Source organism: Flavobacterium silvisoli (genome assembly GCF_004329815.1).
GTDB classification, from domain to species: Bacteria; Bacteroidota; Bacteroidia; order Flavobacteriales; family Flavobacteriaceae; genus Flavobacterium; species Flavobacterium silvisoli.
The window spans coordinates 456978-469848 of sequence record NZ_SJPE01000001.1; the positions used below are offsets into that span (position 1 = coordinate 456978).

General features: G+C 38.5%; 12 protein-coding genes and 1 tRNA gene. 7 read left to right on the plus strand and 6 right to left on the minus strand.

Going from position 1 to position 12871, the window contains the following annotated elements; translation table 11 throughout:
- Nucleotides 1-8: 8 nt before the first annotated feature.
- From EZL74_RS02055 to serS, 4 genes are all read right to left on the minus strand, one after another.
- Nucleotides 9-308: a GIY-YIG nuclease family protein gene (locus EZL74_RS02055; RefSeq protein WP_317125793.1), complete on the minus strand. Its 300-nt coding sequence runs from the start codon at nt 306-308 to the stop codon at nt 9-11.
- Nucleotides 309-369: 61 nt separating this feature from the next.
- A complete protein-coding gene (locus EZL74_RS02060) occupies nt 370-681 on the minus strand; it encodes a DUF4286 family protein (RefSeq protein ID WP_131474924.1) in 312 nt (103 codons plus the stop codon).
- A gap of 43 nt (nt 682-724) precedes the next feature.
- On the minus strand, nt 725-2503 hold the full coding sequence (locus EZL74_RS02065; RefSeq protein ID WP_131474925.1) for a tetratricopeptide repeat protein: 1779 nt from the start codon (nt 2501-2503) through the stop codon (nt 725-727).
- 81 nt (nt 2504-2584) lie between these two features.
- A complete protein-coding gene (gene serS, locus EZL74_RS02070) occupies nt 2585-3856 on the minus strand; it encodes a serine--tRNA ligase (RefSeq protein WP_131474926.1) in 1272 nt (423 codons plus the stop codon).
- Between the two features lie 179 nt (nt 3857-4035).
- On the opposite strand from serS, the gene EZL74_RS02075 reads away from it, so the two are divergent.
- The 7 genes from EZL74_RS02075 (at nt 4036) to EZL74_RS02100 (ending at nt 10814) form a co-directional block, all read left to right on the plus strand.
- A complete protein-coding gene (locus EZL74_RS02075) occupies nt 4036-5955 on the plus strand; it encodes a M1 family aminopeptidase (protein ID WP_131474927.1) in 1920 nt (639 codons plus the stop codon).
- Nucleotides 5956-6033: 78 nt separating this feature from the next.
- Nucleotides 6034-7377, plus strand: coding sequence for an RIP metalloprotease RseP (rseP, locus tag EZL74_RS02080; protein WP_131474928.1), 1344 nt, complete (start codon nt 6034-6036; stop codon nt 7375-7377).
- An 83-nt stretch (nt 7378-7460) separates the two neighbouring features.
- Nucleotides 7461-7534 (plus strand) — tRNA-Asn (locus EZL74_RS02085).
- A 305-nt stretch (nt 7535-7839) separates the two neighbouring features.
- Nucleotides 7840-8559 carry a hypothetical protein gene (locus tag EZL74_RS02090; RefSeq protein ID WP_131474929.1) on the plus strand — a complete coding sequence of 240 codons (720 nt, stop codon included), beginning with the start codon at nt 7840-7842 and terminating at the stop codon, nt 8557-8559.
- A 250-nt stretch (nt 8560-8809) separates the two neighbouring features.
- The gene (locus EZL74_RS13080; protein WP_154669974.1) at nt 8810-8959 is read left to right on the plus strand and encodes a hypothetical protein; all 150 of its coding nucleotides are present in this window, start codon (nt 8810-8812) and stop codon (nt 8957-8959) included.
- 149 nt (nt 8960-9108) lie between these two features.
- Nucleotides 9109-9243: a T9SS type A sorting domain-containing protein gene (locus tag EZL74_RS13330; RefSeq protein ID WP_131474930.1), complete on the plus strand. Its 135-nt coding sequence runs from the start codon at nt 9109-9111 to the stop codon at nt 9241-9243.
- A gap of 59 nt (nt 9244-9302) precedes the next feature.
- On the plus strand, nt 9303-10814 hold the full coding sequence (locus tag EZL74_RS02100; protein WP_131474931.1) for a T9SS type A sorting domain-containing protein: 1512 nt from the start codon (nt 9303-9305) through the stop codon (nt 10812-10814).
- Between the two features lie 341 nt (nt 10815-11155).
- Here EZL74_RS02100 and EZL74_RS02105 read toward each other — a convergent pair whose 3' ends face one another.
- Together EZL74_RS02105 and EZL74_RS02110 are read right to left on the minus strand one after the other, a co-directional pair.
- Nucleotides 11156-11590, minus strand: a complete 435-nt coding sequence (locus EZL74_RS02105; protein WP_131474932.1) for a LexA family protein — start codon at nt 11588-11590, stop codon at nt 11156-11158.
- Complete coding sequence (locus EZL74_RS02110; RefSeq protein ID WP_317125792.1) at nt 11581-12870, minus strand: Y-family DNA polymerase; 1290 nt, start codon at nt 12868-12870, stop codon at nt 11581-11583. The genes EZL74_RS02105 and EZL74_RS02110 overlap by 10 nt, the downstream gene beginning before the upstream one ends.
- Between the last annotated feature and the right edge of the window lies 1 nt (nt 12871).

The window sequence follows — 12871 nt, forward strand, 5'->3', positions numbered from 1 at the left end:
AATCTATTTTAATTAATCCAATTTTCAGAAAGATCTTTCCAGTCTTTGTTTTCTGCTTCAATCAAGTTTATTTTCCATTGACGATTCCATTTTTTGAGTTGTTTTTCTCGGTCAATAGCATCGTTTATATATTGGAATGTTTCATAATAAACCAACAATTTTACGTCATATTTTGCTGTAAAACAGTTTGAGTTTAGTTTGTTTTTGTGTTCTTCAATTCTTCTTTCAATACTATTGGTTACTCCAATATATAGGGTACCATTTTTTTTTTGCTGGCTAAAATGTAAACACAGTATTGACGAAGTGATTGCATTTTATTTTGCTTTTGTTTAGTGGATTCTCGCCTGCGCGGGAATGACAATCACGGTGTTAATGATCCGAAATCAATTCCAATTCCGTTCGGAAAGCCAACATTTTGTCGCCAAATAATCGGTGTCCTTCTTCGCGAAGCCTTGGTGCATCTTCGTCGTAATATTTTTGTAATGTTTCTTTAGAATCGGTGCAGTACTGAATAGAATAGGTAGTGCCGCCCATTTCTTCCTCGACTAAAACTTTTACCATTCGCGCCGATGAGAATTTCCCCGTAGCCAGTACATCTTTGATGTGTTTTTCCTGCATCCATTGCATCCATTGGTCATGAACACTTTCGTGTATGTTGATGGTAACGTTGTATAATATCATTTTAAAAAATTTAGGGTTTAAGTTTATGGCTCAAAAACGATTACTAAAGATTAGTGTCGCCGCGCAGTTTTCGGTATTTGTTCCTCGAGTCTACAAAATAAATACTGTCTTCGTGTTTGAAAATCATTTCTTCGTAAAGCGGTTTGGCTTTCTCCGGATCGTTCAGATTAAGGTTGTAAATTTCAGCCGAATAATATAATGCTTCATCAATATAGATACAGTCTTTGTGCTTGCTGATGATTTCGTTGTAGTTCTCAAGAGCTTTGACAAAATCTCCCATCTTTTCATAAATTTTACCTATCCGCAGCAAAGTGACCGGTTCAATGGCATCGCCTTTATTTTCTTTTAAAATCAATTGAAATCCGGCTAAAGCTTCCGCTTTTTTGTTTTGGTATAAAAGAAAATCAGCCCGGGCAAATTTCTTCAGGGCTACTTGGGTTGAGTCTTCCACCGTATTGTCACTGATCAGTAAAAATAAATCCAAAGCATCGTTGGCAATCAATTGTGAAGGTGCTGATTTTAGAACTTTCAACTGATGTGAAGCCCATTCGAAATCGCCTTTAAAATAACTGGTTTTGGCTGTTTTCAAACTGGCTTCCTGACCGATGGCGTCTCCACCCATTTCTTCATCTATCTGCGAATAATAAATCAAGGCCTGATTGAATTTTTCTTCAAACAAAAAGATATCGGCCAAGGCCATTTTTACCTCTGCCATTTGGTAGCGGTTAATGGGCATTTCCATAGCATTTTTTAAAATGGTTTTGGCTTTTTCGGGATTGTTTAAATGAAAGGCCGTAAAATTTGCCTGCAGTTCCAGTAAAGAAAGCGTATAGGGGCTGGGGCCGAATTGTTTGATCAGATTATCCAATTCCTGTGTTATGGCTGGATAATCTTTAGCCAATGCATGATTGATTTTCATTTCCAGCAAATAGGAATGCGATTGTATCAACAACTCCAGATCCTGGGTATTGTCTAAAACAAAAGTAAGGATTTCTTTGGCTGAATCTTCGTCATTGTCTTCTATAGCCATTTGGCCCAAATTGACAATATTGGCAAAAGAATCGGGGTTTCGTTTATAAATGGCTTTTTGCTGAATAAAAGCCTTGCCGTATTCTTTGATTTGCACAAAATACCAACTCAAAAAGTCGTTCCAAATGATGTCTTGGGTTTTTTGAGCCCTGATCAGTAAAGACTTTTTCAGCGCTTCGTTAAAACTGGCATCCGTTTCTTCGGTCATGAAACGGGACAATTGGTTTTGAATAATAGGCAGGTTTTGCGGATTTTTTACCGATTCATCCAAAAAAGTTTCAATCATCAAATCGGTATTTCCCAGCTGACCGTAAAGCGTTGCCATTTGAAACCCGAAACTCATGCGGGGTTCTTTTTCCAAAGCGGTTTTATAAGCCAGCAAAGCGTAATCAAACAAAGCCTTTTTCTCAAAAACATAGGCAATACCGTATACCTCATTGGCATTTTTCCTGATTTTGTCAATAGCTTGGTCGTAATATTTTTTGGCTTTTTCCTGATTTTTTTGCAGTTGGTAATTAAACCCCAGTTCTACCAAAAGATTGCTTTGTTTGTATTTGTCTAAACGCAATTCTAGGGCTTTCTCCGCTTTTTCGAATTGTTGCAGTTGTTGGTAACATTCAATGACTCTTTGGAAATAATTAAAATTGCCTTCCTGACCTTTAAGCAATTCTTCATAACTCACCAAGGCTTTTTCAAATTCACCTCGGTCAAAATAATTATTGGCCAACTGCTCGCTTTGAGCCTGAGCCCAAAATGATACCAACAAGAATAGGGTGAGGAAGAGTTTTTTCATAATTTCCGTTAAAACGAACAATGTACTAAAGTAACACTTTTTGTGCTCGATTAGTACATTGTTTGCTAAAGATTAACTTTTTTAGTTAATGATATCAAATCCGGTGTAAGGACGTAAAACCTCAGGTATTACAATGCCTTCCGGAGTTTGGTAATTCTCAATGATGCCGGCCAAAACTCTCGGCAATGCCAACGAACTTCCGTTCAGGGTATGTGCCAATTGGGTTTTACCGTCTTTGCCTTTGAAGCGCAGTTTCAAACGATTGGCCTGGAATGTTTCGAAGTTAGAAACCGAACTGATTTCCAACCAACGATCTTGTGCCGTTGAAAATACTTCAAAATCATAGGTCAATGCCGAGGCAAATCCCATATCGCCACCGCAAAGGCGTAGTACTCGGTAAGGCAATTGCAATTCTTTTAAAATGCTTTTTACGTGTTCTACCATGCCGTCAAGGGCTTCGTAGGATTTATCAGGATGTTCAATGCGAACAATTTCCACTTTGTCAAATTGGTGCAAACGGTTCAAACCGCGTACGTGTGCTCCGTAAGAACCGGCTTCTCTGCGGAAACAAGGGGTATATCCGGTGCACAAAATAGGCAGTTCATTTTCCTGCAAAATCACATCGCGGTATAAATTGGTAACCGGTACTTCGGCAGTCGGAATCAGGTATAAATCATCTAAGCCTACATGGTACATTTGGCCTTCTTTATCAGGCAACTGACCGGTTCCATAGCCCGAAGCCTCATTAACCAAATGCGGCACTTGTACTTCCTGATAACCTGCTTCTGTATTTTTGTCTAAGAAATAAGCAATCAGAGCGCGTTGTAATTTGGCGCCTTTGCCCTTATAAACCGGGAAACCTGCTCCGGTAATTTTTACCCCCAATTCAAAGTCGATGATGTCGTATTTTTTCACCAATTCCCAATGCGGTTGAGCTCCTTCGTGCAATACAGGGATTTCGCCTTCCTGAAAAACATTCAGGTTCTCTTCCGGAGTTTTTCCTTCGGGTACGATATCTGCAGGAAGGTTGGGCAGCAAGTACATGTTTTGTTGCAATTCTGCCGCAAAGGCTTCCAGTTTTTCCGAAAGTTCCTTGCTGGTTTCTTTGAGCTGACTGGTTTTTTGTTTTAAAATTTCGGCTTTGGCTTTTTCTCCGCTTTTCATCATTTCACCGATAGAGGCCGATAGTTTGTTGGCTTCCGCCAAAGTATTGTCGAGCGCAACCTGAGTGCTTCTTCTGTTTTCGTCTAATTGGATAACGGTTTCCACTAAGGCTCTCGCATCCATATGTCTTTTGGCCAAAGCGGCAATCACTTTTTCCTGATTTTCTCTGATGTAACTTATTTGTAACATGGCATTTTCTTTATAAGGAGGCAAATTTAATGAAATGTTTGATAAAACCTTTCAGTTGCCTGAAAACTTAGTCTTTAGGGTAAATTATTATGAATCTGTTTATAAGGGGTTATTTTACCACAATTTTAATAATTGTTACAGTGCTTTATTAGTATATTCGCAAAAATTTCTAAAATACCATGAGAAAAAATTACGTTTTATTGTTTTGTCTTTGCGTTTATGTGGCTTTTGCCCAAAAAAGAGAAATCACTTCACACTCCATTGCGGAAGCTGAAATGAAATCGGCGTCCAAAACAATGAATCTTCAAATCAATGCCAATACTCAGAACTATGATATTACCTATCATAAATTGGAGTTTACCATTAATCCGAATGCAAAATTCATCACCGGTAAAGTGACAACTACTTACACCGCACTGTCAAATATGAATACCATCACGTTTGATTTTGCCAATGAACTCACTGCGAGTTCGGTTAAAATGGGAACAACCAGTTTGACGTATGTTGAAAACACCAACAATGAGTTGGTGATAACCCTTCCTGCTACTCAAACGGCCGGAACTTCGGCAACAGTTGAAATCAGTTATTCTGGCGTTCCTCCTAACAATGGATTCTTTTCTTTTGTGCAAAGCCAACACAACGGAACCCCAATCATTTGGACGCTTTCAGAACCTTTCGGAGCCCGCGATTGGTGGCCTTGTAAACAGGATTTGAACGACAAGATTGACAGCATCGATGTGTACATCACGGCACCGTCACAGTATACCAGTGTTTCTAACGGAATACAAACCACACCCCCTGTGGTTTCGGGAGGGAATAAGACCACGCACTTTCACCATGGCTATCCTATACCGGCTTATTTGATTGCTATTGCTTGTACAAATTACAGTGTTTATACCCAAACGGGAGGTACGGCACCCAATCAGTACCCAATCATCAATTACATTTATCCCGAAAACTTAGCCACAGTACAACCTCAATTGGATGAAACGCCGGCGATTCTGGATTTGTACGAGAGTTTGTTTGAAATTTATCCGTTTCACAACGAGAAATACGGACATGCTCAGTTTGGCTGGGGTGGCGGTATGGAGCATACCACAGTTTCGTTTATGGTCAATTTCAGCCGTCAATTGATTGCTCATGAATTGGCGCATCAGTGGTTTGGCGATAAAGTTACTTGTGGTTCTTGGAAAGATGTCTGGCTCAATGAAGGATTCGCCACCTACTTGGCGGCATTGGTGATCGAAAATTTTGACGGATTGGATTCTTTTATTTTCGAGAAAGGAAACATGATTGATAATATTACTTCTACTACGGGCGGAGCTGTTTATCTGACCGATACTCAGGCTACGAATGTCAATCGGATTTTCAGCGACCAGTTTAGTTATGACAAAGGCGCTATGGTCTTGGAAATGCTGCGTTTCAAATTGGGAGATGCCCTATTTTTTCAGGGAGTTAAGAATTATTTAGCCGATCCGAATCTGGCATATAAATATGCCGTGACTACCGATTTAAAAGGACATTTGGAGGCGGTATACGGGCAAAGCTTAACCGAATTTTTCAACGACTGGATTTACAATCAAGGCTATCCTACGTATACCATTACTGCTCAAAATTGGGGTGCAGGTCAGGCTAAGTTTGTAGTCAACCAAACCCAGTCACATCCTTCGGTAACCTATTTTGAAATGCCGGTTCCGGTAAGAGTATACGGCGCCAACGGAGAGATGGCAGATTTGGTGTTAAACAATACGGTTAACGGGCAGGAATTCATCATGAACGTTCCTTTTACCATCACAGGTGTCGAGTTTGACCCCGAAAAGCATTTGATTTCACGCAATTCTACTATGACTTTGGGCAATCAGAGTTTTGAAATGGACAAGGCTGTAGCGGTATATCCCAACCCTAGTGCCGAATTTTTACACATTCAAATGCCGGCCAATCTCGGTTTGCAAAAAGCGATTATCTACAACAGTTTGGGACAAAAAGTATTGGAAAGTACCACCTTGGATTTTTCAGTAAACTCGTTGTCATCGGGGGTTCATTACATTGACATTCAAACAGCTGAAGGTATCTATCATAAAAAATTCATAAAAAAGTAATCTTCGCTCAATATACTATGCAGGAGTAAGGTGAAAACCTTACTTTTGTGCGTTTAAAAGAAACTGACAAAATAAGAAATGGAAATTGCAATCAAATTATCTCAATTTTTACTGAGTTTATCAATACTAATCATACTGCACGAACTGGGGCATTTTATTCCGGCTAAATTATTTAAAACAAGAGTAGAAAAGTTCTATTTGTTCTTTGACGTAAAATATTCGTTACTCAAAAAGAAAATCGGGGAAACCGAATACGGAATCGGGTGGCTGCCTTTGGGAGGCTATGTTAAGATTTCGGGTATGATAGATGAAAGTATGGATACAGAGCAAATGGCTCAGGAACCCCAGCCATGGGAATTCCGTTCTAAGCCGGCTTGGCAACGTTTGATTATCATGCTGGGTGGGGTAACGGTAAATTTCATTTTGGCTTTCATCATTTACATCGGAATGACCTTCTTTTATGGGGAACAGTACATTGCTAACAGCGAAGTAAAAGACGGAGTGTGGATTCAAAACCCTACCATGCAGCAGATAGGGTTCAAGACCGGTGATAAGTTTGTAAGCATAGACGGAAAACCAATTGACAAATTCGACCAAACGATATCAGAAAAAATATTGATGTCGAAAAAAGTAGTGGTTGACCGAGGCGGGGTTGAACAGGAAATTAAGATGCCAATCAACTTTATCGACAAATTATTATCCGGACCTAAAATGCCTTTGGCCGAATTGCGTATGCCGTTTACCATCGGGGCTGTTCCTTCTGATTCTCCCAATCAGCATCTGAAGCCTAAAGATATTTTATTGTCGCTCAACGGTCAAAAAACCAAATACCTTGATGAGGTAAAGCCTATACTCGAAAACAATAAAGGTAAAGAATTGCCCGCTGTAGTACTCAGAGACGAACAAGAAGTTCCTCTGACGGTTAAGGTGACCAACGAAGGGAAATTGGGCGTACAACTGGGCGGTATCAGTATAGCATCTCTCGAAAAATTGGGATACTACAAAGTGAGCAGTCAAAAATTTGGGTTCTTCGAATCAATTCCTGTCGGAATTGAAAAGGGATGTACCCAATTGGGCAATTACGGCAAACAGCTTAAAGCGATCTTCAATCCGAGTACTGGAGCCTATAAAGGAGTGGGAGGGTTTGCCGCCATCTTCAATATTTTCCCGAACACTTGGAGCTGGGAAGCGTTTTGGGGTATTACCGCTTTGCTGTCTATCATGCTTGGCGTGATGAATTTATTGCCGATTCCGGCTCTTGACGGCGGACATGTAATGTTTTTATTATACGAAATCATTTCGGGCCGAAAACCCAGCGATAAGTTCTTGGAGAAGGCGCAACTGGTTGGTTTTGTATTACTTATTTCCTTGTTGCTTTTTGCTAACGGGAACGATATTTACAAGGCAATTTTTCACAAGTAATATTTTTTGAAATTTTATTCAATTTTATTTGCAAAAAATAAAATTCGTTCTATCTTTGCAACCGCTTAAAAGATACAACATCTTCCTCCTTAGCTCAGTTGGTTAGAGCATCTGACTGTTAATCAGAGGGTCCTTGGTTCGAGCCCAAGAGGGGGAGCAAAATGAAAGCCTGATACGAAAGTATCGGGCTTTTTTATTTTGCAACCAACTCTGAGCGAGTGAGCCCAAGAGGGATTTGAAATTAAAAGGAGGAAGCCCGGTGGGCTTCAGGTACACGAACTTCAGTTCGTCTCATACGTCCTTAGTCTATGGGCATGCTGTTTATAAAGTATCGGGCTTTTTTGTTTACATCTCTTGTAACAATACCATTTAAAAAGTCTGATTTAGTCCGTCCCGTATGGTAGAACAGTTGGTTTGTATTACTATTTGGTTATTTTTGTTTAAACATTCAAAACCAATCTTATGAAAAGACTAGTGCTGCTGTGCATGTTCTTTGTACTATTTCAATCTTGTTCATCCGATGATGGCTCAACAGCGCCCGATGCTATATTGGTTAAGAAAATTGTAGATACGAATCCTGCAGGGACCTTTACCTATAACTACACCTACAATGGTAATAAAATGGCTGAGTCTGTTCTTTCCACTACTAATTATATCAGGAGGGCGGTATATACCTACACAGGAGATTTAATTACCAAAGTGGAATTTTTTGATATTTCCAATACGCTGACAGAAAGAGATATTTATACTTTCAATACCTATAATCGTTTGGCAACATCTGTGAAATTGGACTATTATAACGAAACCGGAACAAAGGAAATCTACACCTACAATTCTGATGGGACTATTTCTACCATAAAGTATAGTGGTGATTTAAGCACTCAGGACAATGTTATGTCTCATAATACCATAACGATGAACAATGGGGAAATAAGCAGTCGTATTGAAGATACGGGTGCTGTTATAAAAGTATCTTCATATATCTACGATACTAAAAATAATCCATTCAAAAATGTAATTGGTTTTGATCAAAATAAGCATAACATATTGCAGTCTACTTACTCCGAAAACGGAGGGACAGTTTATACAACAAATCAACAGTATACTTATAATTCTAATGATTTTCCGGTAACACATACAGCGGGAAGTAGTACAGACAGTGTCTTGCACTATTATTACTAGTATGTCATCGTAGAAATTAAGATGTAAAGCCCAATACGAAAGTATCGGGCTTTTTTGTTGCTAAACACTCCATCTAAGAGTATTTTAATTTGTGTCACAAACGCTTGAGAACTGCCAAAACAAAGGTGAAATCAACGGTTCTGTTTTTTTAAATCAGTAGTTCAGAACTTGTCACCATCATCACAGTTCATGTCTTAAATATAAAAATGAGAATTTCTCTCTTTGTATATGAACTTTAAAAATCCACATCATGAATAAAAAACAATACATCAAAATCCCATTACCAAGATGGTGGCAAACAGCAATTATATTCGCTGTAATAATTTTGGCATTTAGGGTGGATGCTACTGCTGCATGGGAGTTTCTGAAAATTTGTTTAAAAACTCGCCTTGAAAAATAATTATTGTTGTGTGATTTTCAAAACCTATCTCATCAATAACGTCTTTTCCATTATGGTAAGTTGCTTTGGAAAAATGTGACTGTCATGGTTAATTACTCTCAAAGGGACACGTCCTCTCTTAGTATTGACCTAAATCAGTACACTTTTTCTTGACGATTTACATCTCGTCAATAAGTCCAAAGGTAATTAATCAGATAGACATTTCCAATTTACCAGCGGGCTACTATATTGCCAAAATAGATAATGAAAATTCAAGTATTCAGGTAAAACTAGTAAAAAAGTAATAAGTTTAATTGTCGGATATATTTGGTAAATTTGACATCAAACAGAATCATAGCCCTTTATGAAAAAATTGCAATTTATATTAATTTTAACGCTTTTGACATCAGCTGTTAAAGTATTTAGCCAGCCAGGTGTAATCGATTCTAGTTATGCCACTAATGGCAGTGTTCTTACTACGTATAATCCAGGGCTATTTATTCCTGTTTCATCTGTTATACAACAAAATGGATATGTAGTTATGATGGGCGGCTATGGGGTACCAGCTTCAGGAGTTGCCCAAATAGGATTGAGTAGACATAAAGACGATGGGACAATAGATACCAGTTTTGGTACTAATGGATTTATAAGTATTAATGTTAATAATAAGACTTACGGACACTCGCTTATTTTGCAGCAAGATGGGAAAATAGTAATAGCAGGCTACATCGAGAATTCACCTACCAGTATAAGTTTATTGGTAGTTAGATTAACAACGGATGGGAATCTTGATCCTATGTTTGGAAATAATGGAATAGCAATATTTAACAACAACATGAATGCATTCTCTGTAAAAGTACAATTAGATGATAAAATTGTTGTTGGAGGAAATTGTGGCAATGAGTTTGCTATAGCCAGATTAAATACTGATGGAAGTCTTGACATGGATTTTGGTTTTAATGGTTTAGCTACAACAACGATTACCACAAGCGCGAATCAAAGTCAAATTAATGCTGTAAGCATTCAAAATGATGGTAAAATAGTTGCCGCTGGTCAAGCGAATATAAACTCAATAAATATTTGTTTTTGTTTAGTTCGTTACGATAGCAATGGCAACATAGATACCGATTTTGGAATAAACGGTAAAGTCTTAACTAATCTAAACCCTTATAGTGTTGAGATAATATCAGGAATGGTAATTCAGCAGGATGGTAAAATTGTTGTTACTGGACATGCTGATCAATCAACAGTTATTGCCCGGTACGATAATACGGGTGTTTTAGATACTTTATTTGGAACAGACGGAATTTCTACAATTACATATGGCAATTCATCACTTTCTTTATCATTACTCATCCAGCCCGATAATAAAATTGTAATTGTTGGTAACTCTCCTCTTCCAAATGATAAATTCCTTATTGCAAGATATACTGATAGTGGAATATTGGATGTAACTTTTAATACTAGTGGTTATAATTTGGGAAGTTTTGGTAATAATAACAATCGTTTTAATTCTATTTTATTGCAGTCTGATGGTAAATTATTAGCGACTGGATTTACTCAGATTGGCAATGATGTTTATACTGTAATAGCAAGATTTAACTCTGGTTTAGATTTAAATAATGATGAGTTTGTTGTCAATAAAAATATTAGAGTATATCCAAATCCAACCAAGGGAATCATTTCTTTTAATAACTCTAAATTTGGTTATGAAAGCGTAACTGTCTTTAATTACTTAGGACAGCAAGTTCTTATTCCGATTGTCTGTTTTCAGAGTGAAAACACGATCGATTTAAGTAATCTTTCAAATGGAATTTATTTTTTGCAGTTTACAAGAGATAAAGAAATGACAATTAAAAAAATAATAAAAGATTAAACATAGTAGTAATAAAAATCATTAAAAGGCGAGCTAAAACGGTTCGTCTTTTTTTATGCTTGATATGAACTCAAATGTTTTAGAATAAGCGATTTGAGGGTTTGTTAATCAAATTCAAAAAAATCAGAAACTTGTCTTGTCCTAAAATAGCTATACATTAAAAGTATATTTGTATAGCTATAATAGGATTTATTTAATAACCTGTATAGTTATTTTAGGACGGGTCACTTCGTCTATTATCTATCCGTCTATTCAATAGTTACTGTATAGCTAAAGCATCCCAAAGGCATAGATAATGTATGAGGAGTGTATGAAAACAATTATGTAAAACAGTATGTGGGCTACACACTTTTTATCACATAAGTAACAATTCCCCAAATGATGAGTTTATGGTTTTCCTCTACTTTTATCGGTTGGAAGGAGGGATTTTCGGGCAGAAGGTACAGGCCGTCTTCTTTTATGGCAAGTCGTTTTACCGTAAACTCACCGTCAATGCAGCACACGGCTATTCTGCCGTCGGCGGGTTCAAGGCTGCGGTCTATGATCATAATGTCGCCATCATCAATTCCGGCACCGCTCATAGAGGTTCCGTCGGCTTTGGCATAAAAAGTAGCTTCGGTGTTTTTAACCAGTACCCGGTCGAGACTGATTTTGGTTTCGTCAAAATCGGCTGCGGGCGAAGGGAAACCCGCTTTGATACCACTATCAAAATAGGGAAGCTCCTGAGGGTTTTCACTATCGGGGATAAAGAAAGTGAGTTTTTTTTTCAGCGACATGGAATCTGTAGTATTTCTTTAAAATCAGTGGTGTATTTTTTAGACAAATGTTCCTGTTTCATTTTCCAGGTGCGTTGCAAGTCCTGGCAACCCAAGCGTATTTTGCGCTCTCCGGTTTTCTTTTGATAGGCATCCATAACCTGCATCAGTTTCAGATGCTTGGGGTTTTCTTCTTCAAACAGCTGGAACTGCTTTTGGTTTTCAGGGATGATACCGGTTACGATTACCCCGGCTTTTTTATAAATTTCGCCTTCTTCAAAGATAGATTTGAGCATTTTTAATGCTGCATTACTGATGGTAATAGAAGAATTACTGGCAAAGGGCAGGGTTTCCATAGAATAAAAGTTATATCGCGCTCTTTCGGTTTTATATTTGTCTTTGCGCAAATACAGAATGACGCTTTGGCAGCAGGATTTTTGTTTGCGAAGCTTTTCGGCACAAACGGTCGCAAAAGTAGAAACACGCTCTTTCATCTCGTCGAGGGAGGTGATGTTGCCGGCAAAACTGCGGGTAATGGCTATGCTCTTTTTATCTTTAGGAACTTCCATCTCCAAAACCGATTTCCCCTCGAGTTCGTATTTCAGCCGAAGTCCGGTAACACCCATAGTGGTTTTGATGAAGGCTTCGTGTTGCGGTAAAGTAAAATCGTAGGCCGTGGCAATGTTTTTGGCTTTCATTTTTTGGCTCAGGCGAAAACCAATGCCCCACACATCTTCAATTTTCGTCCATTTCAGGGCTTTTAAGCGCTTTTCTTCAGTATCAATAACGTAGACACCTTTTGTTCTTTCGGGGTACTTACGAGCAATCTTATTGGCTACTTTCGACAAGGCTTTGGTGGGAGCAAAACCTACCGAAACCGGAATGCTCAGCCATTTCAGGATACGGGTTTTGATTTGCAGTCCATAATCGTGAAAATCGGTTACCGGTACTCCGTCAAAATTCATAAAGGCCTCGTCAATGCTGTAGGGTTCAACATGCGGTGTAAATCCTTCTAAGATTTTCATCACACGGCTGCTCAAATCGCCATACAAAGGATAGTTGGAAGAAAATACGTGTATGTTTTTATCTTTTAGTTCCTGACGCACCTTGAACTCGGGTGCTCCCATAGGTATGCCGAGCGCTTTGGCTTCATCGCTGCGCGAAATAATGCAGCCGTCGTTATTGGATAAAATAACAATGGGTTTACCCATGAGTTTGGGTTGGAACACGCGTTCGCAGGAGGCGTAAAAGTTATTGCAATCGACTAAAGCATACATGGTATAAAAGTACGCAATAGCCAAT

What these genes read in the sequence shown, in the direction of transcription:
- EZL74_RS02060 (WP_131474924.1), bottom strand. Translation starts at nt 681, where the DNA reads ATGATATTATACAACGTTACCATCAACATACACGAAAGTGTTCATGAC.
- EZL74_RS02065 (WP_131474925.1), bottom strand. Translation starts at nt 2,503, where the DNA reads ATGAAAAAACTCTTCCTCACCCTATTCTTGTTGGTATCATTTTGGGCT.
- serS (WP_131474926.1), bottom strand. Translation starts at nt 3,856, where the DNA reads ATGTTACAAATAAGTTACATCAGAGAAAATCAGGAAAAAGTGATTGCC.
- EZL74_RS02075 (WP_131474927.1), top strand. Translation starts at nt 4,036, where the DNA reads ATGAGAAAAAATTACGTTTTATTGTTTTGTCTTTGCGTTTATGTGGCT.
- rseP (WP_131474928.1), top strand. Translation starts at nt 6,034, where the DNA reads ATGGAAATTGCAATCAAATTATCTCAATTTTTACTGAGTTTATCAATA.
- EZL74_RS02090 (WP_131474929.1), top strand. Translation starts at nt 7,840, where the DNA reads ATGAAAAGACTAGTGCTGCTGTGCATGTTCTTTGTACTATTTCAATCT.
- EZL74_RS13080 (WP_154669974.1), top strand. Translation starts at nt 8,810, where the DNA reads ATGAATAAAAAACAATACATCAAAATCCCATTACCAAGATGGTGGCAA.
- EZL74_RS02100 (WP_131474931.1), top strand. Translation starts at nt 9,303, where the DNA reads ATGAAAAAATTGCAATTTATATTAATTTTAACGCTTTTGACATCAGCT.
- EZL74_RS02105 (WP_131474932.1), bottom strand. Translation starts at nt 11,590, where the DNA reads ATGTCGCTGAAAAAAAAACTCACTTTCTTTATCCCCGATAGTGAAAAC.